This is a genomic window from Mycetocola sp. Y442, from assembly GCF_056898615.1.
The window spans coordinates 717,301-737,355 of sequence record NZ_JBXHBV010000003.1 but is presented as its reverse complement, the minus strand read 5'-3'; the positions used below and the strand labels follow the sequence as shown (position 1 = coordinate 737,355).

Genomic DNA, 20,055 nt, shown 5'->3' with positions numbered 1-20,055 from the left:
CGCGCTCGAACTCCATTCGAGGCCAGGGCCAGGACGAGCGAACCGTACTGTAATCGGCGCGAATGCGCCAGCGAATGCTGGCATGACGCCCGTTCCGGTGCCACTCTCAGCCCCGACCACTAACATGTGCATAGCTATTTCACGCGATCGGGAGACCTGTGGGCATTCTGGACAACTTCGAGAAAGGTCTCGAACGCGCCGTAAACGGTGCGTTCGCCAAGACCTTCCGTTCGGGGCTTCAGCCGGTCGAGATCACGTCCGCTCTCAAGCGGGAACTCGACACCAAGGCTGCCGTCGTGAGCCGCGAGCGCATCCTCGCGCCCAACCAGTTCGTCGTGAGCATGTCGCCATCCGACTACGAACGGATGACCGGAATCGGGCCGGCTCTCATCGACGAACTCACGAGCCTCGTCCAGAAGCACGCGAAAAACCAGGGCTATCAATTTGCCGGTGGTGTCAGCATCCGTTTGACAGCCGATTCATCACTCAGCGACGGGATGCTCCAGGTCGACTCGGTCAACGTCAAAGGCCAGGTGTCGTGGACGCCGGTCCTCGACATCGGCGGCAAGCGGTACCCGATCGAGAAAAGCCGCACCATCATTGGGCGCGGAAGCGACGCCGACATCACCGTCGATGATTCGGGGACGAGCCGCAAACACGTCGAAATCCTCTGGGACGGTGAGCGAGCGCAGGCCCGTGACCTCGGCTCGACGAACGGTTCGACCCTCAACGGTCAGGCCTTCAGCCAGGCCGTGCTCGAACCAGACTCGGTCGTACAGATCGGCCGAACGCGTATTGTGTTCCGAGTGTTGGCACAGGCTACGACCCGAAACTCAGCGATGGAACCCGAAGATTCAACGCGGGCTTACGACGCCGGCGACGGATTTTGGGGGCCTGCACGGTGAGTGAACTCACTCTGCTGGTCCTTCGGATCGGCTTCCTTGTGCTGCTTTGGCTGTTCGTCTTCGCCATCGTCTACGCACTGCGCTCCGATCTCTTCGGGCAGACCCCGCGCAAGACGCCCGCGGCAGCCGCCGCCGCGTCACCCGCTCCCGTGCAGAACATTGCTCCTCGAGCTCCCGTTGTTCCGCCACGGGCGGCCGCGGCACCACCCTCGCTGCCTCCCCAGCCGCGCAAGAACGAGAAAGCGACAATCCACAACGTCAGTCGGCTGGTCATCACCGCCGGCCCCAAGGAGGGTCTCGAGGTCTCCCTCGGCCGCGACCCGCTCACCATCGGTCGTGCGCCGGACTCCGGCCTCGTGATCCGCGACGACTACACCTCAACCCACCACGCCAAACTCCTGCTCTGGAATGAAGACTGGATGATCCAGGACCTGGACTCAACCAACGGCACATTCCTCGGCGGCAAGCGCATCAGTGCACCGACGCAGATCACTCTCGGCACCCCGATCAAGGTCGGCGCGACCAGTTTCGAACTGCGGCGGTAAACGATGACGAAAGCGGGCGACTCCGCGGCCATCTCCCACGTCGGGAAGATCAGGTCGAACAACCAGGACTCCGGCTACGCCGGGAAGCACCTGTTTGTTGTCGCCGACGGCATGGGCGGTCACGCGGGCGGTGACGTGGCATCCGCGATCGCGCTTCAACGCATCATCGAAGCGGATGCCGATTACACCAGCGCGCAGGACGCCGAAGCGGCACTCCAGTCGGCCATCATCTCGGCGAACAACGAGCTCGCCGACGCCGTGTTCGAGCACCCCGAACTGGCCGGCATGGGCACAACGGTCGACGCCATTGCCGCTGTCGGCGACGAAATCGCGATTGCCCACATCGGTGACTCCCGCATCTACCTCCTCCGTGACGGTGAACTGAGCCAGATCACCACAGACCACACCTTCGTGCAGCGCCTCGTAGATTCCGGCCGCATCACCGAGGAAGAAGCCATGGTGCATCCGCGCCGCTCCGTGCTCATGCGGGTGCTCGGCGACGTCGACTCCAACCCCGAGATCGACACGATGATCATGGGCACCCACCCCGGCGACCGCTGGATGCTCTGTTCCGATGGCCTCTCCGGCGTCGTGGACAAGGATGCGATCGAGGCGACCCTCGCGCAGGAGCTGCCCGCGCGACAGGTCGGCGAACAGCTGGTCCGCAAGGCTCTCGATGGCGGGGCGCCAGACAACGTCACTGTGGTCATCTACGACGTCGGCGTCGAACGATCCGCGAACGCCCAGACACCGGTCATCGTCGGGTCCGCTTCCCGGCCCCTCGCCTTCCAGAACGAAGCGCCGAAGCGAGCCGGCCTGCTTCCCTCGCTGCGGCTTCACGCGGCACGCGCCAACCCGCTTGCATCGAGCCACTTCGAACCAGCGTCGGAGGATTACCTCGATGAGCTTATCGAGGAGGACGCCCGCCGGGCCAGGCGGCGGCGCCTCACCTGGCTCGTCGGGACCATTGCCCTCGGACTCGCCATCGTGCTCGCCGCCCTCCTCGGCTACGCGTGGACCCAGTCGCGCTATTTCGTGGGCGCCGACGACAACACGGTCGTCATCTACCAGGGGATCCAGCAGGACATCGGGCCGTTCAGTCTCTCGCACGAGCACAAGGACACCGGGATCCCGCTGTCCCTTCTCTCGACGTATGACCGCCAGCAAGTGGAACAGACCCTGAGCGCCGCGTCGCTCGAGGAAGCGGAAGAGATCGTGTCGCGACTGAGGACGACGACGTCCCAGGACGAGGACGGTGGCTGATGGCAAACGCCTCGAATCTGACGAAACCGGCAGACGGTTCCGCGCTGCGGCCGGACACCAGTGTGTTGCGCACCATGCGCAAGCTCCACCTGCCCCAGAAACTCCGTAACCGCGAGCTCGCCCTTCTGCTCTTCGCGTGCGTCATCAACTCCGTCGCCATCCTGCTCGTGCAGCTTGGCGCAACCGGAGTGATCGACCTCGAGCTCCTCTACCTCGGTGCGGGGCTCTCGGTGCTTGTCATCGGCCTGCACATCTGCCTCCGCTACGTGGCACCCAAGGCTGACCCGCTTCTCCTGCCGATCGTCACCGTGCTCAATGGCCTCGGCATCGCCATGATTTACCGGATCGACCTCGCCAAGAATCTCTCCGGGTGGGAGGCTGCGTCCACGCGGCAGATCACCTGGTCGGCCGTCGCGATCATCGCTGCCATCGTGGTCACCCTTGTCATCCGCAATTACCGGGTGCTGTTCCGTTACACCTACCTGTTCGGCGCTCTCGCCTTCGTCCTCCTGCTCCTCCCCCTGGTTCCGGGTCTGGGTCGCGAGGTTAGCGGTGCGAGGGTCTGGATCAGCCTCGGCGGCTTCGGCAGCTTCCAGCCCGGTGAGATCGCGAAGATCGCACTTGCCATCTTCTTCGCCGGGTATCTGGTGCGTACGCGCGACAGCCTCTCGATGGTCGGCAAGAAAATCCTCGGCATCCGATTCCCCCGCCTCCGCGACCTCGGGCCGATTCTCGTCGTCTGGGCCCTGTCGATGCTCATCATCGTGTTCCAGCACGACATGGGGACCGCGCTCCTGTACTTCGGCCTGTTCACCGTGATGCTCTACATCTCCACGGGCCGGCTCAGCTGGATCCTTATCGGCATCGGCCTGTTCGGTGGAGGCGCTTTCTTCGCGTCGCAGACGCTGACCTACGTCCAGGGCCGATTCCAGAACTGGCTGGATGCCTTCAGCCCGCAGGTCTACGACGCCACCGGTGGCAGCTACCAGCTGGTGCAGGGCATCTTCGGGCTCGCCCACGGTGGTCTCATCGGTACGGGACTCGGCCAGGGCCGGCCACAACTCACGCCGCTGTCGCAGAGCGACTACATCATCGCGAGCCTCGGTGAAGAACTCGGCCTCGCCGGACTGTTCGCCATCCTCGGCCTCTACCTCCTGTTCGTGTCACGCGGCATCCGGATCGGGTTCGCCGGCCAGGACGATTTCGGCAAGCTGCTCGCCATCGGCCTCGCGTTCACCGTGGCCCTTCAGGTGTTCATCATGGTCGGCGGCGTCACCCGCGTCATCCCGCTCACCGGCCTCACCACCCCCTTCCTCGCGGCGGGTGGCTCGTCACTCGTGGCGAACTGGATCATCGTCGCGCTGCTGCTCAGGGTGAGTGACAGCGTTCGAACCGGACCGGCATCGGAGGTGTCAGCATGAATCGAGAACTCAAACGAGTGAGCTTCGTGGTGCTCGCGATGTTCGCCGCACTATTTGTCTCCACCACCTTCATCCAGGTCGTGCAGGCGGATGCCCTCCGCCTGGACCCGAGGAACACGCGCGCCCTCTACGACAGCTACGACACCGAACGCGGACCGATCCTCGCCGGAGGAACCGTCATCGCCCAGTCGGTGCCGACCGGTGATCAGTACGCGTTCCAGCGTGAGTACCCGCAGGGTGAGCTTTATGCACCGGTTACCGGCTACTACAACCCGACCCAGGGGTCGGCCGGCATCGAGCAGTACATGAACGATTACCTCTCGGGAACATCAAACACGCAGTTCCTCGACACCATCAACAGGATCGTGGCGGGTCAGGCGCCCAAGGGCGCCGCCGTCGAGGTGACCATCGACCCCGTCGTCCAGCAGGCCGCGTTCGACGCGCTCGGTGACAGACAGGGCGGCGTCGTCGCGATCGAACCAGCGACCGGTCGCATCCTCGCCATGGTCTCCTCGCCGACGTATGACCCGAACGTCCTCGCGAGCCATGACTCGAAGGCCGTTGTCGCAGCATACGCCGCGCTGGAAGACGACCCGCTCAAGCCCCTCACGAACCGTGCAACGAGCGGTGACATGAACCCTCCCGGCTCGTCGTTCAAGATCATCGTTGCCGCCGCCGCGCTCGAGAGCGGTAAGTACACTCCGGAGAGCACATTCCCCAACCCGGTGAGCTTCCAGCTGCCCGGCAGCACGTCCGAGGTCTTCAACTGGACGCGCGCCGCGTGTGGACCTGGCGAAACGGTCACCCTCAAGGAAGCGCTCCGCCAGAGCTGCAACGTCCCGATGGCAGAACTCGCCATCGAACTCGGAGACGACGCGATTCGCGAGCAGGCCGAAAAGTTCGGGTTCAACTCTGAAATGCTCCTGCCATTCCCATCTGGCAAGAGCTTCTACCCCACGAACCTCGACGATGCCCAGACCGGTTTGACGGGATTTGGGCAGTACGAAGTTCGGGCGACCCCACTGCAGATGGCGATGACATCCGCTGCCATCGGGAATGACGGCGACCTGATGGCGCCGAACCTGATTGACCGGGTTACCGGGAGAAACCTTGAAGTTCTGCAAAGCTTCGAACCTGAGCTCATGAGCGAAACTCTCGACGAGGAGAGTTGCGTCCAGCTGACGGACATGATGATCAGCGCCGTCTCAGAGGGCCAATCCAACGGTGCAAGAATAGAGGGGGTCGATGTGGCTGGGAAGACTGGAACAGCGCAGAACGGCACAGGCGAACCATATTCACTCTGGTTCACCGGCTTCGCGCCAGCGGAAAACCCGGAAGTAGCAGTCGCGGTCGTTGTCGAGAATGACGGCAACCTGGGGCATCACAGCTCCGGCAACATCGTGGCCGCTCCCATAGCCAAGAAAGTCATAGAGGCGGTGCTGAACAAATGAGACCCACAGCAGGGGTCACCTTCGGGGGGCGCTACGAGCTCGAATCCCGCATCGCCATCGGCGGTATGGGTGAAGTGTGGAACGCCACGGACCTGGTCATCGGCCGAAGCGTCGCCATCAAGATCCTCAAGGATGAGTACCTCGGCGATCCCAACTTCCTCGAGCGTTTCCGCACGGAGGCACGCCACGCAGCACTCGTGAACCACGAGGGCATCGCCAATGTCTTTGACTACGGTGAGGAGGACGGCAGTGCCTTCCTGGTGATGGAACTCGTTCCGGGCGAGGCGCTCTCGACGATGCTCGAGCGGGAACACGTGTTGTCGACCGACAAGGTCCTCGACATCGTCGCGCAGACCGCGGCGGCACTTCAGGCCGCTCACGCCGCCGGGCTCGTTCACCGTGACATCAAACCGGGCAACCTCCTGATCACACCGGATGGCCGCGTCAAGATCACCGACTTCGGCATCGCCCGCATCGCCGATCAGGTACCGCTGACCGCTACCGGACAGGTGATGGGCACCGTCCAGTACCTGTCGCCGGAACAGGCGTCAGGCCACGCCGCGTCGCCGACAACCGACATCTACTCGCTCGGCATCGTCGCCTACGAGTGCCTCGCCGGAAAGCGTCCGTTCACCGGTGAGTCGCAGGTAGCGATCGCCATGGCGCAGATCAACGAGACTCCGCCACCACTCCCCGTGACCGTTTCGGAACCGGTTCGCAATTTCGTGCTGTCGATGATCGCCAAGAACCCGGCAGACCGTCCGGCATCGGCTGCGCACGTGGCTCGCGCGGCGCAGGCTCTGCGCCAGGGCAACGTGTCAGCTGCGACCGTCGCGGTTCCTGCCATCGCAGGGGACTCGACGCCGACAGCAGCGACGATGCTTCTTGGTTCGGATGCCGAAACCGCTCTTCTCGGAACGGCGGCGGCCGGCGCGACCGACCTCCCCACCACAACGGCCGAGGTGCCCACCTCGGAAAAGAAGAAGAAGCGCAGCCCGTGGACCTGGCCGCTCATCGCCCTGATCGCGATTCTTGCCGTTGTCCTCACCGGAACGGTCATCGCCCTGGTCAACCAGGAGGAGACACCGGCGCCGGTTGAGACGACGACGAGCGCACCGGTTGAGACCACGGAACCGCCCGAGGAAACGCCGACGCCGGAACCCACGCAAAGCCTCATCGCCGTGAGCCAGTCAGACTTCATCGGCCTCACCTATGACCAGGCCGCGACGAAGCTCAGGTCGCTCGGACTAGCGTCCGAGCGCGTTGACGGCAATGCCGCGAGCTCGCAGGACGAAGTCGGCACTGTCTACGCGATCAACCCCGAAGGCAACCTCGAAAGGGGTCGCGTCGTCAAGGTCACCGTGTACAGCCCGATGGCGGAGATCCCGACGCCGACCGCAACGCCGACGCTCTCGGGTGCCGCCTGCGTCGACGCAAGCTGCACAACGCTGGAGGCCGGGGCGGAGGTCACGGTCAACTGGGCTGCGTTCACCCGGTGCCCTGCCGGGATGTCGCTTCTCGGCTACCGCATCACGGTGACCGGTGGCACGTCACAGGCCGCCGGTGGTGAAGTCTCGTCGAACACCGCGAGGGTCACCGTCAACACGTCGCCGGGCCCGTTCAGCGTGAGTTACAGCGCACACTGCGGCCAGGAGGAGACCGGCCAGTCCCCGACGGCGACCGCGACGATTCAGGCACCGACCGAGGGCGAGAACACTCCCGGCGGTTGAACATCGGCCAACGGCTATGATGTACCCGACTGACTTGCGATTGCTGAAGGAGCTAATGAGTGGCTGACGAACAACGCCTGCTCGCGGGGCGCTATCTCGTCGGTGACCTTATCGGCCGCGGTGGAATGGCCAACGTTTATCGCGGCACCGACACCAAGCTCGGACGTACCGTCGCGATCAAGATACTCAAGGCCGATCTCGCCACTGATCCCGCGTTCAGAACCCGCTTCCGACAGGAAGCCCAGGCCGCGTCACGCATGGCCCACCCGACGATAGTCCGGGTGTTCGACGCCGGTGAAGAAACCGTGAGACATGACGGCCGCATCACGCGCGAGCCGTTCATCGTCATGGAGTACGTCCAGGGCGAGACGCTCAAGACCGTGATCGCCGACGGGCCCCTCGATTCCACGCGCGCCGTAGCGATCGCCGAGGGCATCCTCACAGCTCTCGAATACTCCCACCGGGCAGGTGTCGTCCACCGCGACATCAAACCGGGCAACATCATGATCACGCCAGAGGGCAAGGTCAAGGTGATGGACTTCGGAATCGCCAGGGCCGTCAGCGACTCCTCCTCCACCGTCGCGCAGACCACGGCAATCCTCGGCACCGCCTCGTACTTCTCGCCAGAGCAGGCGAAGGGCGAAACTGTCGACGCTCGCACCGACCTGTACTCAACCGGCGTCGTGCTCTTTGAAATGCTCACGGGGCGCGCGCCGTTCCGGGGAGACACCGCGGTTGCGGTTGCGTACCAGCACGTAAGCGAGACCCCGGTCAAGCCGTCCAGCGTCAACCCGAAGGTCTCACCCGCGCTCGACTACGTCGTCATGCGGGCGCTGAAGAAGGATCGTTTCGAGCGGTACCAGACGGCTGCCGAGTTCCGTGATGACGTCGAGCTCGCCGGCCGGGGCCAGATCCCCACCCAGCGAGACAATGAGGACGTTGCAACCGCGCTCTTCGGACAGTCACCCCACGTCCCCTCGAGCACGGAGCAGGCGCTCCGCCAACTCACGAGCGATGACTCCGTAACCCGCACCCAGCGCCGTCCGCCCGTCGTGTGGATCTGGGCCGGAATCGCGTCTATCGTCGTGGTCCTCGCGGCGGTCATGATCTGGGTAATGACGTTGAGCAGCGTCGAACCGCCGCCAGCGGCATCCCGTACTGTGCCCGACCTCGTCGGCGTCAGCGAGCAAAGCGCGGTCAACACGCTCACCGAACTCGACCTCGTCGCGAGCGTCGTCAACGAACTGAACTCCGAGGTCGAAGCGGGAACCGTCATCCGAACGGATCCGGGGACAGACAGCCGGGTTCCGCCGAAAACTGTCGTCCGCGTTGTTGTTTCGACCGGTGCTCCCACGATCGGGGTGCCGGAAGTCACCAATAAGACAACCGAGCAGGCCGAGGCAGACCTGGTTGCCGCCGGCCTCACCACGGGTGCCATCAGCCGTGAAAACTCCCCTGACTTATCGGCGGGCACCGTCATCAGCACCGACCCTGCCTCTGGCACCCAGGTCGCCCCCGGCTCGACAGTGAACCTGATCGTATCGAGCGGCATGGTGACCATTCAGGACGTTCGGGGACAGAGCCTGAGCGTTGCAACCGATCTGATGGAAGATCCGGCGGTCGGCCTTACCGTGGAACCTCAGCCTGACCCCACGTGTCCTGCGGAGCCCGGCAACCCGGTCACGAGCCAGTCACTCGCCCCAGGCGATGTACCCCAGCAGTCGACCATCGAGCTCACCTACTGCACCGGATAGCTGTCGTCGCCAGCCGTGTGAACGGATGCCACGACAAACGAAAGCGGTGGCTGGGACCGTAAGTCCCAGCCACCGCTTCGTTGTTAGACGGATCTACCGCAGCGTGTCATCGCGCGAGTAGTCGGTCGTCGGGGGCACTCCGCCACCGTCCGGCGACACGTAACCCTCGGTGGAGTACGTGGCCGTGTCCGACTGTGCGTCGGTTGACGAGTCGTCAGAACCGCCACGGATGTCGTCGGTCTGCGACTGCGCATCGCCCTTGACGTTGGAAACAGCGTCTGTGGCCGCTCCCTTGACCGACTGGGCAGCATCCATTGCGGGTTCCTTGAGGTCCTCGGCGACGCCCTTTGCGGTCTCCTTGAGGTCGTCAACGAGCGGCCCGGCCTTGTCCTTGGCGGTCTGGGCAAGCTGCTTCTCCGCGCTCGACGCCGGAATCAGCGAAGCGATGAGCAGCCCGGCACCGAAGGCAATGACGCCAACGGCAAGAGGGTTGCCCTTTGCCTTGTTCACTGCGGCGGACGGCATGTTGCCTGCGCTGGAGGCTGCGCCGCCGACCTGTGAAGCCGCGTCGCTGAAGTGTGAGCTGGCGCTGTCAGCTACACCCATGACATTGTCCTTGACGCGGCGGCCGAAGCCCTTGACCTTTTCGGTCTGACGCTGGGCAATGCTCGATGGGCTGACCTTGTCAGCGAGGGCGTCGACGTCGTTGCCGAGCTCTCGGCGTGTTTCCTCAATGTCCTGACGGATTGCTTCGGGATCGTTGGTCATCTCTGGTCCTCACTTGTCTTGAATGCATCTGGCACTTTTTTCAGTGTTTCTGCGGTCTTGGGCGCACCCTGGATTTCTTCGACTTCCTTCTTGCCGCGCATCGCGAGGACCGCCGCAACGATTCCCCAGATTGCCGCGACAATCAGAGCCGACCAGACGTTGCCCATCAGGTAGCCGAGGCCCCACCACAGCGCAATGGACAGGAACATCAGGGTCAGGAAGCCGGCGACGCCTGCGCCGCCGAACATTCCGGCGCCCTTTCCAGCCTTCTTGGCTGAGTCGGAGAGTTCCGCCTTCGCGAGTTCAACTTCCTGGCGGAAGAGAGTCGAGATGTCCTTCGACACCTCACCAAGCAACTGGCCGAGGGACTCAGTCTTCCCGTCGGGATCCGGCACGTATGGTTCGCTCATCGGACGTCACCGGTATCGCCGTATTCGTTTGCGGTGTCGGCGTACGTCGGAGTGTCGCTGTATGCGGGCGGTGCCACGTAGCCCAGGTCGGTCGCGGGCGGCGCAGCGTCAAACGTCTGCGTCGATGCCTGCGGCGTCACTGTGGATGCTGAACCCGTTGTGGAGGTCGAGTCGTCGTTTCCGGCGGCGAGCGACTTGGCAAGCCGACCAACGACGATTCCCGCGCCAGCGGCAATAGCAATGAATACTCCTGGGCGTCGGCGAGCGAAGCTCTTCACGTCGTCGACAATTCCAGCGGGGTCGCGGCTCTCGAGCCATCCCGCAACGCCTTCCGCGCGGGAAGCCGCCTGTGAAACGAGGCTCGTTGCAACGCCGCTGGTCTCGGACGAGTCGGCCATCGAACGGAGCTGCTCGCTCATCGTCCGGATGCCGCCAGCGGCACGCTCCTGCTGAGTGCTGGCCTGTGAGGTCAGCTGAGTGCGGACCTCACCGAGGAGGTTCTTTGCCTGGGTGCCGACCTCCTGCTTGACGTTCGACGCCTCGTCGGCGGCGACCGAAGCAACGTGGCCTCCGGCCTCGCGAACCCGGTCGGTCGTGGATGCGTCTTCAGTACCGGTTGAGGTTTGTGTCATGATTCTTCCTCCTAGGAGGAGACCGAGCCGCGGTTCAGAGTGAAAAGCGGCGTTAGGGTCTCGAGTCGTGTGACAAGAATCCTGACTGCAGCGCCGCCGAACGGCAAGGTTAAGGGCCGGGGTTGACACCCCGCGGACAGGGGAGTATCGCGCGACCAAAAACCGCGAAATCCCGGGGAACTTAACGCCCGGGATCAGGCAGCGGACTCCGTCGGAACGAGGGGAGTCAGACCCTTTGCTGTCTCAGCAGCCTCCGCCAGGCCCGCCGTGGCGAGCCAGTTCCCGAGCATCAGATACCCGCCCTCAGTGAGCACGCTTTCCGGGTGGAATTGAACGCCGTAAATCGGAGCATCGACGTGCCTGAGCCCCATAATGACACCACCCTCGGTTTGGCTGGTGACGACGAGTTCGTCCGGCACTGTGCCGTTCACGACCGCGAGCGAGTGGTAGCGCGTGGCAGTGAACGGTTGCGGCACGCCAGAGTAGAAGCTGCTGTCGTCGTGCTCAATCAGCGACGTTTTGCCGTGCATGAGCTCATCGGCGTTCGTCACCGTGGCGCCGAAGGCTTCAGCGATCGCCTGGTGGCCGAGGCAGACGCCGAGCAGGGGCGTGCCGGCGCGGAGTGCAGCTTTCACCACAGGGATCGACACTCCTGCATCCGCGGGAGTGCCAGGGCCGGGTGACACCAGAACGCCGTCATACTCAGCGATACGCCGAGCGGCATCCTCCGGCCGGAACTTATCGTTGCGGATCACGTCAGTTTCGGCGCCGAGCTGGAGGAGATACCCGTTCAGCGTGTAGACAAAGCTGTCGTAGTTGTCGATCACCAATACGCGCGTCACGTCACTCCTACTCTTCAACGGTTACTTCCTGCGTGTCGACGATGCTCTGCACCCAGGGGAAGACCCAGGTCGCCAACACATACAAAACTACAGCGATCAGAATGATCACGATGAGAAGTCGCACCCACACCGGTCCGGGGAGTGCGCGCCAGAGCGCGGCATACATGTTCAGCCCTCCAGGGATTCGGTGAGTGCAGCGGGCGGGCCCGCTGACAGGGGAGTCCAGGATTCGAACACTCCGTAGGCGATGATGCGCTCAGCCTGGGAGAACACGGGATTGCAACTTGTCAGCGTGATGATCGAATCGGTTGCGACCACACCGTCGGACTGAGGCACCGGGTCGAGGACCCCGACGCCCGATGGCTTCACGTACTCCGTGGTGCGATACCGGTAGGTGTACCAGCCGTCCTGAACCTGGATGACTATCGCGTCACCGACCCGGAGCGATCCGATCGCGTTCAGTGGCTTGCCGTGGGTGTTTCGGTGACCGGCAACGGCAAAGTTCCCTACTTCTCCCGGCATCTGCGTATCGGGGTAATGCCCAATTCCCAGTGGGTCGAGAGTCCGTGACTTGGAGACTCCGCCGGCGATCTTTGCCGCATAGTCAGGCCCGAAGCGCGGAACATGCATGATGGCGAATGTTTCGGCGTCTCCGGGCTGCGGAAGGATGACCGGCTCTCCGTAATCCACAGGTTGTGGATTACTCGCGGGCGGACTCGGCACTGTTGTCGGCATGCTCGACGCCCACTGCCTGCTCAGCTCAGCCGCCTCGCTGTCCTGCGCCGCGCGCTCGATGGCATCGTTCAGCCACAACTGCCAGACGAGGAAGAGCATGACCAAAACTCCGCCTGTGATCAGGAGTTCTCCGATCACGCCGACGATACTGATCCGCGATCGAGTTCGCGTCGGTTTCGCTCGCGCACGCAACCGGCGGCCAGCCGCGGTGTCGGGCAGTGCTGGCTCGGTCGAAGGCATGCGGGCAATTCTATCCGCAGGAGATGACAGCTCACCTTCGCGCTTTCCACGGGTTGTCCACACAGTTATCCACAGGCTGGGGATAATTACACCGGTGTAATTGTCCACAGTGTTAATAAGGGTGTTAATAACTTTTGACCCGGGATTTTTGGCGGAATCGACGGGTTAAACGCACAATCACCCGAGACCACGGCACAACGCCGGGTGTCGGGTGACAGTGAAGAGAAGCTGGTTAGCGCCAGCGCGTCGTCATCAGGAAGCCGATGAAGGCGATTCCGAAACCGACGACGATGTTCCAGGACTCGAGGGCTGCGATCGGCAGGGCGCCCTGGCTGACGTAGAACACGATGATCCAGATGAGGCCGACGAGCATGAAGCCGAACATCACAGGCTTGAACCAGACCGGGTTCGGGGCCTGCTCGCCGGATCGCTGCGCGCTCGTGGGCGTTTGGGTGCTCTTCGTCTTCTCGCGTGCCATAGGCATGATTCTACCCGTAAAGGTACGACGCTGCAGAGCCGCCGGTCAGATCACAAAACGGACGAGGCTGAGTGCAACCAGAACCACAGAAAGGGCGACAATGAGGGCAATCTGAAGCCCCTTCTGTCGCGGGCCACGGGTTGAGGCAAAGATCAGTCCGACCAGCGCGCCGCCGATGAGTCCGCCGACATGCGCCTGCCAGGCAACGTTGGTTCCGGGGATGAACCCGATGACGAGGTTGATCCCGACGAGAACCAGGAGACCGTTCATGTTTCCGCCCAGCTTGCGCTGAATGACGAGGAACGCACCCATCAGACCGAAGATTGCACCGGATGCGCCCACGACAGCCTGGTTGGGCACAGAGAGAAACAGCACTCCGAGAGATCCCGCGAAAGCCGAGATCAGGTACAGCGTAAGGAAGCGTGCCCGTCCGAGCACGGGCTCGAGCGCCTGGCCGAACAACCAGAGCGAGTACATGTTGAGACCGACATGGAGGATGAAGTTCTGCGAGTGCACAAGTGCCGTCGTCAGCATCCGCCAGGGTTCGAAGGCGAGCGGAGATGAATAGACGCCGGCGTACAGCAGTCGTTCGGTGATTCCGAGGCCGGGGATCAGCTGGAGCAGGAACACGAGAGCCGTCACAGCGAGGATGGCGTATGTCACCACCGGCTTGTCGTTCGACCTGCGGACGAACCCGGCGCGACCTCGAGTACGCGGAGCGCTCTTACGCTGCTCGTTCATGCACTCGGGGCAGATGACCCCGACGGCGCCGGGAGTCTGACACTCGCCGCACACCGTTCGCCCGCACCGCTGGCAGAGCACGAAGCTCTGGCGGTCAGGATGCCGGTAGCAATAGTTGTTGCCTCGCACCGGCGGAGCAGAATTCGAGGTCATCGAGCGACCGGAGTCGTGCGGGTCTTAGGCGTCGGTAACCGTGACGCTCTCGATGACGATGTCGTCGAGAGGACGGTCCCGAGCGTCGCGCGGAACCTCGGCAAGCTTGTCGACGACCTTGCGGCTCGCCTCATCTTCGACGGCACCGAAGATGGTGTGCTTGCCCTGGAGCCAGCTGGTTGCACCAACGGTGATGAAGAACTGCGAACCGTTCGTGCCCTTGCCACCGATGGTTCCGGCGTTTGCCATGGCGAGCATGTACGGCTCGTTGAAGTTGAGTTCCGGGTTGATCTCATCGTCGAACTTGTAGCCGGGGCCACCGGTTCCGTTGCCGAGCGGGTCGCCGCCCTGGATCATGAATCCCGGGATGATGCGGTGGAAGATCACACCGTTGTAGAGCGGTGTGCCCTTCCTGGACTCACCGGTCTTTTCATCGGTCCAGTCAATCTCACCGGTCGCGAGGCCAACGAAGTTCTTAACCGTCTTGGGGGCGTGGTCACCGAAGAGGTTGACCTTGATATCTCCGTAGTTGGTGTGAAGGGTGGCGACAGCGGTGTGCTTTGACATGCCCCAATTCTTACACATCCACTGAGCCTGTCAGGTGGCGTTCAGGCCATTCGGTGGCAAGATGGAGTCCTGTCGCGTACGAACGAGATAAATGGAGGTCAGCGGTGAGCCTGTCACGCAAGCGTAAGAAGGAACTCAAGCGGCTCAAGGGGGACGCCAACGATCTGTGGCGCTCACAGCAGGAGATCCTTGACCACGCCAACCACGTCGCCCGCGAAGCGTCGAGGCAACTGGCTGCATACGGTCGTGAGCAGGTAGTGCCGACCGTGGTGAACACCTACGAACACCGCGTTCAGCCCGTCGTCGACCGCGGGTACGCGGCATCACGCGGAATCGTCGATACCGCCAAGCACGGCCTGGACAAGGCTGTCCTGCCGGCAATCGGTGGGGTCGTTGGTTCTGTGCTGTCGATCAGCGACATCGCCAAGGACACTCGCGTCCGTTCCGCACTGGAGCGGCTGCAGAAGGCCACGGCGCCTGCTCCGAAGAAGAAGACCACGAGCGCCGGCAACGTCATCGCCGTTGGTGTTGGCGTTCTGGCCGCTGCGGGTGTCGCATACGCCGTCTGGCAGACATTCCGTGCGGACGATGAACTCTGGGTCGCCGACGAAGAGCCGGCTCTGCCCAACCTCTAACGTCTCTAACAACAATGGCCGGTCCCCCTGGGGCCGGCCATTGTTGCGTTAACCCCTGTCGCATTGCCAACGCATGGGTGACAATGGCGGCCACGCCGAGTTCATTGAGGGAGTCAGAATGCCGACCACGGAATTGACCGAAGACCAATCCATGCAGTTGGTGGCAGGTGCGCTGGTGGGCAGGATTGTGACAGCGGTCGGGAGCGTGGCCAGCATTCACCCGGTATCGCACACGGTGATCGACGGCTCGATTTACTTCCGCACCATCCCCGGCGACAAGCTTGCCGCCCTCACGGTGAATGCCGCCGTGCTCTTCGAAGTCGATGAGATCGGGGCTGGATCGGCCTGGAGCGTCATCATCCATGGCCGCGCCCGGAGAATCGATGACGAGCCGGGAGAACTCGCGAGGATTGCCCCTCAGCTTCGTGACCCCTTCATCCGCGGCAGGAGGGAAGCGGTTGTCCAGATCATTCCCGAGTCCATCAGCGGTCTCCGGTTCGAACCGACCGAGGATGACGACGACGAGATAGTGATCGAACCGACCGACTAGCTCCGGACGGTCTTCTGGCCCCCGGTCTGCGGCTGTCGAAGCAACTCGAGGGCAACAGCCACGAGTCCGACTGTGTCCAGCTCGCCGAGGCTGGCGAGCGGAAACCATTCCGCCCGATCGGTGGAACCGCCGATCTCGTAGGCGAGCTCTCCACCGGTCACATGGGCCGTGTACACCACCCTGAGCGCGTGGAGGGGCACCCCCGCCGTTGGATCGGAACGCTGCTCTGCCGGGACGAGGAGTGAGTCCACACCGAGCAGCCGATCAAGTTCGGCGGTGTACCCCGTCTCTTCGCGAATTTCCCGCACAGCGGCATCCGCAGGATCCTCGCCGGGATGTATGCCCCCGCCTGGCAGCGTCCACCCACTCCGCCCTGAAGCATTCCAGTGCGCGAGCAGGATGTCGCCGTCTCGAATAATCACGCCATACGCGGCGACCCGGATGTCCATCGCCCCAATCTACACAGCGCGGTTTTCGGGGAGCTGTTCGCGATCTTCGAATACTCACAATTAATTGTGAATAACTCACAGGACGTTAACGCCGGGCGATCTGCGAATCTATCCACAGGTGTGGATAGTGCTGTGGATAACTACACGCGCGTAATTCGGCTCCGCCTTTGGCGGATTTACGTGGTTTTCGAAGCTTAATTCGAGACGTCCGGATGCCATCCAGTCACGGCGGCCCTGCGTGCGACTCAGGGCCTCGAACGGTCGGCGCCGATGGAGGCGTCACCGTGCGGTTGCAGACGGCGAGAGAAGCCGTCAGGGCCCGTGTGGCAGCACGGCAGCCACCGCGGGAGCAACCCCTGTCGTCCACGCAAGCGGAGGAGCGATCCCGGGCGCCGAGCAGCTGATGGCGGCAGCGCGATGAAAACAGAAATGCCCCGGCACGTGGCCGGGGCATTTTCATGTTGTGTTGTGGAGCCTAGGGGAATCGAACCCCTGACCTCCTGCTTGCAAAGCAGGCGCTCTACCAATTGAGCTAAGGCCCCGATTAGGGAGAAAACTTGTGAAAATTGTCTCCCGAGTGGGGATACCAGGACTTGAACCTGGGACCTCTTCGTTATCAGCGAAGCGCTCTAACCGCCTGAGCTATATCCCCGTTTGGGCAGGTTCGAGACTACCCGAGATCTGCCGATTTCTATAATCGAGTGGCTTGCCACCCGATTCTGGACGTTTAGTTGTTGGTGAAGCCGACGAGAAGGCCGCCGGTGATCTTCACGCTGAGGTTGTACAGCGCTGCGCAGAGCGCACCGAGTGCGGTCACGACGATGAGATCGAGGATGGCAACAACTACGGCGAAGCCCATGACCCGGCCGAGGTTGAAGATGGCCGTGAGGTCATCGCCAACGCCAGCGACGTCTTTGTACAGTCCGTTGATGTTCGCGAAGATCCCCGTGGTGTCGAGAACCGTGTACACGAGGAAGAACAGCACGATGGTGATGATTGCCAGGGCAATCGCGACGAGGAACGACAGTTTGACCGCCGACCAGAAGTCAATATAGACGAGCTTTAGTCGCACCTGCTTTGTTGTGGTGCGTTTCGTCGACTTCTTCGCGAGTTTCTCGGCAACGCTACTCATGCTTACTCTTTCTGCTCCGACTCGCCCTCGGCAGCTGCGGATTCCGCGTCCACCTCGGCGACAAGATTACGGTCACTGTTCCTGGCCAGGGCGATGATGCGGTCGTCGTCTGCGAATCGTGCAAATACGACACCCATCGTGTCCCTGCCCTTGGCCGGAACTTCGGCCACGGCAGACCTTACCACCTTGCCGCTCGCAAGAACCACAAGCACCTCGTCGTCCTCGCCGACGATCAAAGCCCCGGCGAGATCACCGCGATCTTCGTTGTACTTGGCGACCTTGATGCCGAGTCCGCCGCGGTTTTGCAGTCGGTACTGCTCGATCGCGGTGCGCTTTGCATAGCCGCCCTCCGTCGCAATGAAGACGAAGGCATCCGAATCCGGATCCGAAGGAAGAACGGATGCCGACAGCAGTTCGTCGTCGTCACGGAAGTGCATTCCGATCACACCGGAGGTCGAGCGTCCCATCGGGCGCAACGCCTCGTCACTCGCTGTGAAGCGAATGGACATACCGCGGCGGGACACCAGGAAGATGTCGCTGTCGTCTTCAACCAGAAGCGCGTCGACGAGCTCGTCGCCCTCACGCAGGTTGATCGCGATGATGCCGCCCGTGCGGTTGGTGTCGTACTCGCTCAGCGCCGTCTTCTTGACGAGGCCGTTTCGCGTGGCCAGGACGAGGTATTTCGCTGCCTCGTAGTCCCGGATGTCGAGAATCTCGGCGATCTCCTCGTCGGGCTGCATGGCGAGGAGGTTGGCGACGTGCTGGCCCTTGGCGTCGCGGCCGGCCTCCTGCACCTCGTAGGCCTTTGCCCGGTAGACCCGACCCTTGTTCGTGAAGAACAGGAGCCAGTGGTGGGTCGTTGTGACGAAGAAGTGGTCGACGACGTCATCCGCACGCAGCTGGGCACCCTTGACTCCCTTGCCACCACGGTGCTGCTGGCGGTAGTTGTCGCTGCGGGTCCGCTTGATGTAGCCGCCACGGGTGACGGAAATGACCATCTCTTCCTCGGGAATGAGGTCTTCGATACTCATGTCGCCGTCGTAGCCGAACATGATCTCTGTGCGGCGGTCGTCGCCGTACTTGTCGACGATCTCGGTCAGCTCTTCGCTCACGATGCTGCGCTGGCGCTCGGGGTCGGCCAGGATCGCCTTGAACTCGGTGATCTGGAGCTCGATCTCGTCGTGCTCGTCAATGATCTTCTGGCGCTCGAGGGCAGCGAGTCGACGCAACTGCATGTCGAGGATCGCGCGGGCCTGGAGTTCATCGATGTCGAGCAGGTCCATCAGGCCGTCACGGGCATCCTCAACCGTCTTCGACCGGCGGATGAGCGCGATGACCTCGTCGAGAGCGTCGAGAGCCTTGAGGTAACCACGCAGGATGTGCGCGCGCTCTTCGGCCTTGGCCAGACGGTGCTTGGTCCGACGCACGATGACGTCGATCTGGTGCGCGGTCCAGGCGGTGATGAATCCATCGATGGCGAGGGTGCGCGGGATGCCGTCAACGATCGCCAGCATGTTGGCGCCGAAGTTCTCCTGAAGCTGCGTGTGCTTGTAGAGGTTATTGAGCACGACCTTGGCAACGGCGTCGCGCTTGAGCACGATGACGAGGCGCTGTCCGGTGCGGCCGGAGGTTTCGTCGCGGATGTCGGCGATGCCGGAGATCTTGCCGTCCTTGACCATGTCGGCGATCTTGATCGCCAGGTTGTCGGGGTTGACCTGGTACGGCAGTTCGGTGACGACGAGGCAGGTACGACCCTGGATCTCCTCAACACTGACAACAGCGCGCATCGTGATCGAGCCACGGCCGGTGCTGTAGGCATCGTGGATGCCCTTGGTGCCGAGAATCTGGGCTCCGGTCGGGAAGTCGGGGCCCTTGATGCGCTGCATGAGCGCTTCGAGGAGTTCTTCGCGGGTTGCCTCGGGGTTGGCGAGGTGCCACAGCGCACCGGCCGAAACCTCGCGGAGGTTGTGCGGAGGGATGTTCGTGGCCATACCGACGGCGATACCGACGGATCCGTTGACCAGGAGGTTGGGGAAACGCGCCGGCAGAACAGCGGGTTCCTGGGTTCGACCGTCGTAGTTGTCCTGGAAATTGACGGTGTCTTCGTCGATGTCCCGAACCATCTCCATGGCGAGCGGGGCCATCTTGGTCTCGGTGTATCGGGGAGCCGCGGCGCCGTCGTTACCGGGAGAACCGAAGTTTCCCTGGCCGAGCGCGAGCGGGTAGCGGAGGCTCCACGGCTGAACCAGGCGGACCAGGGCGTCGTAGATGGCGGAGTCACCGTGGGGGTGGAACTGCCCCATCACGTCACCGACGACACGAGCGCACTTCGAGAATGCCTTATCGGGCCGGTATCCACCGTCATACATCGCGTAGATCACGCGACGGTGCACGGGCTTCATGCCGTCGCGAACCTCGGGAAGCGCGCGACCGACGATGACGCTCATCGCGTAGTCGAGGTATGAGCGCTGCATCTCGAGCTGAAGGTCGACCTGATCGATGCGACCGTGCACACCGTGGTCGATGGGTACAACAGCGGCCGTGGTCTCCGCAGCAGTCTCGTCGCTGTTGTTGGTTTCGTCTGCCATCAGTCTTCTCTACTTGTCAGTCGGCGTTTCTCGGCTCATCCGGCGTCGGATGCTTCTCGGGCGTGG

At 63.0% G+C, this 20,055-nt stretch carries 21 protein-coding genes and 2 tRNA genes; 9 read left to right on the top strand and 14 right to left on the bottom strand.

The annotated features are described in order from the left end of the window. Positions 1-158 precede the first annotated feature (158 nt). The 7 genes from AC1X6S_RS15025 to pknB are packed head-to-tail and all read left to right on the top strand — an operon-like array spanning position 159 to position 9,069. Positions 159-905 carry an FhaA domain-containing protein gene (locus tag AC1X6S_RS15025; protein WP_483406552.1) on the top strand — a complete coding sequence of 249 codons (747 nt, stop codon included), beginning with the start codon at positions 159-161 and terminating at the stop codon, positions 903-905. Then, the gene (locus tag AC1X6S_RS15020; protein WP_483406551.1) at positions 902-1,450 is read left to right on the top strand and encodes an FHA domain-containing protein FhaB/FipA; all 549 of its coding nucleotides are present in this window, start codon (positions 902-904) and stop codon (positions 1,448-1,450) included. The genes AC1X6S_RS15025 and AC1X6S_RS15020 overlap by 4 nt, the downstream gene beginning before the upstream one ends. A gap of 3 nt (positions 1,451-1,453) precedes the next feature. Next, a complete protein-coding gene (locus AC1X6S_RS15015; RefSeq protein ID WP_483406550.1) occupies positions 1,454-2,713 on the top strand; it encodes a Stp1/IreP family PP2C-type Ser/Thr phosphatase in 1,260 nt (419 codons plus the stop codon). Then, entirely contained in the window at positions 2,713-4,134 is a 1,422-nt protein-coding gene (locus AC1X6S_RS15010) for an FtsW/RodA/SpoVE family cell cycle protein (protein ID WP_483406549.1), read from the top strand. Before AC1X6S_RS15015 ends, AC1X6S_RS15010 begins: the two co-directional genes overlap by 1 nt. Next, positions 4,131-5,585 carry a peptidoglycan D,D-transpeptidase FtsI family protein gene (locus tag AC1X6S_RS15005; RefSeq protein WP_483406548.1) on the top strand — a complete coding sequence of 485 codons (1,455 nt, stop codon included), beginning with the start codon at positions 4,131-4,133 and terminating at the stop codon, positions 5,583-5,585. Before AC1X6S_RS15010 ends, AC1X6S_RS15005 begins: the two co-directional genes overlap by 4 nt. Next, complete coding sequence (locus AC1X6S_RS15000; RefSeq protein ID WP_483406547.1) at positions 5,582-7,315, top strand: protein kinase domain-containing protein; 1,734 nt, start codon at positions 5,582-5,584, stop codon at positions 7,313-7,315. The genes AC1X6S_RS15005 and AC1X6S_RS15000 overlap by 4 nt, the downstream gene beginning before the upstream one ends. Before the next feature lie 59 nt (positions 7,316-7,374). Continuing rightward, positions 7,375-9,069 carry a Stk1 family PASTA domain-containing Ser/Thr kinase gene (gene pknB, locus AC1X6S_RS14995; protein ID WP_483406546.1) on the top strand — a complete coding sequence of 565 codons (1,695 nt, stop codon included), beginning with the start codon at positions 7,375-7,377 and terminating at the stop codon, positions 9,067-9,069. A gap of 93 nt (positions 9,070-9,162) precedes the next feature. On the opposite strand, the gene AC1X6S_RS14990 is transcribed toward pknB, so the two are convergent. The 9 genes from AC1X6S_RS14990 to AC1X6S_RS14950 all read right to left on the bottom strand — a co-directional run bounded on the left by AC1X6S_RS14990 (position 9,163) and on the right by AC1X6S_RS14950 (position 14,635). Beyond that, on the bottom strand, positions 9,163-9,837 hold the full coding sequence (locus AC1X6S_RS14990) for a DUF3618 domain-containing protein (protein ID WP_483406545.1): 675 nt from the start codon (positions 9,835-9,837) through the stop codon (positions 9,163-9,165). Further along, positions 9,834-10,247 (bottom strand): phage holin family protein, encoded by a 414-nt coding sequence (locus tag AC1X6S_RS14985; protein WP_483406544.1) that lies wholly within the window; start codon positions 10,245-10,247, stop codon positions 9,834-9,836. Before AC1X6S_RS14985 ends, AC1X6S_RS14990 begins: the two co-directional genes overlap by 4 nt. Then, positions 10,244-10,879 carry a hypothetical protein gene (locus tag AC1X6S_RS14980; RefSeq protein WP_483406543.1) on the bottom strand — a complete coding sequence of 212 codons (636 nt, stop codon included), beginning with the start codon at positions 10,877-10,879 and terminating at the stop codon, positions 10,244-10,246. Before AC1X6S_RS14980 ends, AC1X6S_RS14985 begins: the two co-directional genes overlap by 4 nt. 194 nt (positions 10,880-11,073) lie before the next feature. Then, entirely contained in the window at positions 11,074-11,721 is a 648-nt protein-coding gene (locus AC1X6S_RS14975; RefSeq protein WP_483406542.1) for an anthranilate synthase component II, read from the bottom strand. A 7-nt stretch (positions 11,722-11,728) separates the two neighbouring features. Next, positions 11,729-11,887, bottom strand: a complete 159-nt coding sequence (locus AC1X6S_RS14970; protein ID WP_483406541.1) for a hypothetical protein — start codon at positions 11,885-11,887, stop codon at positions 11,729-11,731. A 2-nt stretch (positions 11,888-11,889) separates the two neighbouring features. Further along, the gene (locus AC1X6S_RS14965; protein ID WP_483406540.1) at positions 11,890-12,696 is read right to left on the bottom strand and encodes a class E sortase; all 807 of its coding nucleotides are present in this window, start codon (positions 12,694-12,696) and stop codon (positions 11,890-11,892) included. Positions 12,697-12,928: 232 nt separating this feature from the next. After that, positions 12,929-13,174, bottom strand: coding sequence for a cell division protein CrgA (locus AC1X6S_RS14960; RefSeq protein ID WP_108389788.1), 246 nt, complete (start codon positions 13,172-13,174; stop codon positions 12,929-12,931). A gap of 45 nt (positions 13,175-13,219) precedes the next feature. Then, positions 13,220-14,068, bottom strand: a complete 849-nt coding sequence (locus AC1X6S_RS14955; protein WP_483406539.1) for a rhomboid family intramembrane serine protease — start codon at positions 14,066-14,068, stop codon at positions 13,220-13,222. Positions 14,069-14,092: 24 nt separating this feature from the next. Further along, complete coding sequence (locus AC1X6S_RS14950) at positions 14,093-14,635, bottom strand: peptidylprolyl isomerase (RefSeq protein WP_483406538.1); 543 nt, start codon at positions 14,633-14,635, stop codon at positions 14,093-14,095. Between the two features lie 104 nt (positions 14,636-14,739). Here AC1X6S_RS14950 and AC1X6S_RS14945 point away from each other — a divergent pair, with 104 nt between their 5' ends. Then, positions 14,740-15,270 (top strand): DNA helicase, encoded by a 531-nt coding sequence (locus tag AC1X6S_RS14945; RefSeq protein WP_483406537.1) that lies wholly within the window; start codon positions 14,740-14,742, stop codon positions 15,268-15,270. A 118-nt stretch (positions 15,271-15,388) separates the two neighbouring features. Beyond that, positions 15,389-15,820: a pyridoxamine 5'-phosphate oxidase family protein gene (locus AC1X6S_RS14940; protein WP_483406536.1), complete on the top strand. Its 432-nt coding sequence runs from the start codon at positions 15,389-15,391 to the stop codon at positions 15,818-15,820. Here the strand turns inward: AC1X6S_RS14940 and AC1X6S_RS14935 are convergent. The 5 genes from AC1X6S_RS14935 to gyrA form a co-directional block, all read right to left on the bottom strand. Continuing rightward, entirely contained in the window at positions 15,817-16,269 is a 453-nt protein-coding gene (locus tag AC1X6S_RS14935) for an NUDIX hydrolase (protein WP_483406535.1), read from the bottom strand. The two genes, AC1X6S_RS14940 and AC1X6S_RS14935, sit on opposite strands and share 4 nt — an antisense overlap. A 469-nt stretch (positions 16,270-16,738) precedes the next feature. After that, positions 16,739-16,811, bottom strand: a tRNA-Ala gene (locus AC1X6S_RS14930). A 36-nt stretch (positions 16,812-16,847) separates the two neighbouring features. Then, a tRNA-Ile gene (locus AC1X6S_RS14925) sits at positions 16,848-16,921 on the bottom strand. 75 nt (positions 16,922-16,996) lie between these two features. Next, the gene (locus AC1X6S_RS14920) at positions 16,997-17,401 is read right to left on the bottom strand and encodes a DUF3566 domain-containing protein (protein ID WP_483406534.1); all 405 of its coding nucleotides are present in this window, start codon (positions 17,399-17,401) and stop codon (positions 16,997-16,999) included. A gap of 2 nt (positions 17,402-17,403) precedes the next feature. Further along, entirely contained in the window at positions 17,404-19,989 is a 2,586-nt protein-coding gene (gene gyrA / locus AC1X6S_RS14915; RefSeq protein ID WP_483406533.1) for a DNA gyrase subunit A, read from the bottom strand. Between the last annotated feature and the right edge of the window lie 66 nt (positions 19,990-20,055).

Bases quoted from the DNA above. Each gene is read 5' to 3' on its own strand.
- AC1X6S_RS14960 (WP_108389788.1), bottom strand. From the start codon at position 13,174: ATGGCACGCGAGAAGACGAAGAGCACCCAAACGCCCACGAGCGCGCAG.
- AC1X6S_RS14935 (WP_483406535.1), bottom strand. From the start codon at position 16,269: ATGGACATCCGGGTCGCCGCGTATGGCGTGATTATTCGAGACGGCGAC.
- gyrA (WP_483406533.1), bottom strand. From the start codon at position 19,989: ATGGCAGACGAAACCAACAACAGCGACGAGACTGCTGCGGAGACCACG.
- AC1X6S_RS15000 (WP_483406547.1), top strand. From the start codon at position 5,582: ATGAGACCCACAGCAGGGGTCACCTTCGGGGGGCGCTACGAGCTCGAA.
- AC1X6S_RS15015 (WP_483406550.1), top strand. From the start codon at position 1,454: ATGACGAAAGCGGGCGACTCCGCGGCCATCTCCCACGTCGGGAAGATC.
- AC1X6S_RS14980 (WP_483406543.1), bottom strand. From the start codon at position 10,879: ATGACACAAACCTCAACCGGTACTGAAGACGCATCCACGACCGACCGG.
- AC1X6S_RS15010 (WP_483406549.1), top strand. From the start codon at position 2,713: ATGGCAAACGCCTCGAATCTGACGAAACCGGCAGACGGTTCCGCGCTG.
- AC1X6S_RS14965 (WP_483406540.1), bottom strand. From the start codon at position 12,696: ATGCCTTCGACCGAGCCAGCACTGCCCGACACCGCGGCTGGCCGCCGG.
- AC1X6S_RS14990 (WP_483406545.1), bottom strand. From the start codon at position 9,837: ATGACCAACGATCCCGAAGCAATCCGTCAGGACATTGAGGAAACACGC.
- AC1X6S_RS14955 (WP_483406539.1), bottom strand. From the start codon at position 14,068: ATGACCTCGAATTCTGCTCCGCCGGTGCGAGGCAACAACTATTGCTAC.
- AC1X6S_RS14920 (WP_483406534.1), bottom strand. From the start codon at position 17,401: ATGAGTAGCGTTGCCGAGAAACTCGCGAAGAAGTCGACGAAACGCACC.
- AC1X6S_RS15005 (WP_483406548.1), top strand. From the start codon at position 4,131: ATGAATCGAGAACTCAAACGAGTGAGCTTCGTGGTGCTCGCGATGTTC.
- AC1X6S_RS14985 (WP_483406544.1), bottom strand. From the start codon at position 10,247: ATGAGCGAACCATACGTGCCGGATCCCGACGGGAAGACTGAGTCCCTC.
- AC1X6S_RS14950 (WP_483406538.1), bottom strand. From the start codon at position 14,635: ATGTCAAAGCACACCGCTGTCGCCACCCTTCACACCAACTACGGAGAT.
- AC1X6S_RS14940 (WP_483406536.1), top strand. From the start codon at position 15,389: ATGCCGACCACGGAATTGACCGAAGACCAATCCATGCAGTTGGTGGCA.
- AC1X6S_RS14970 (WP_483406541.1), bottom strand. From the start codon at position 11,887: ATGTATGCCGCGCTCTGGCGCGCACTCCCCGGACCGGTGTGGGTGCGA.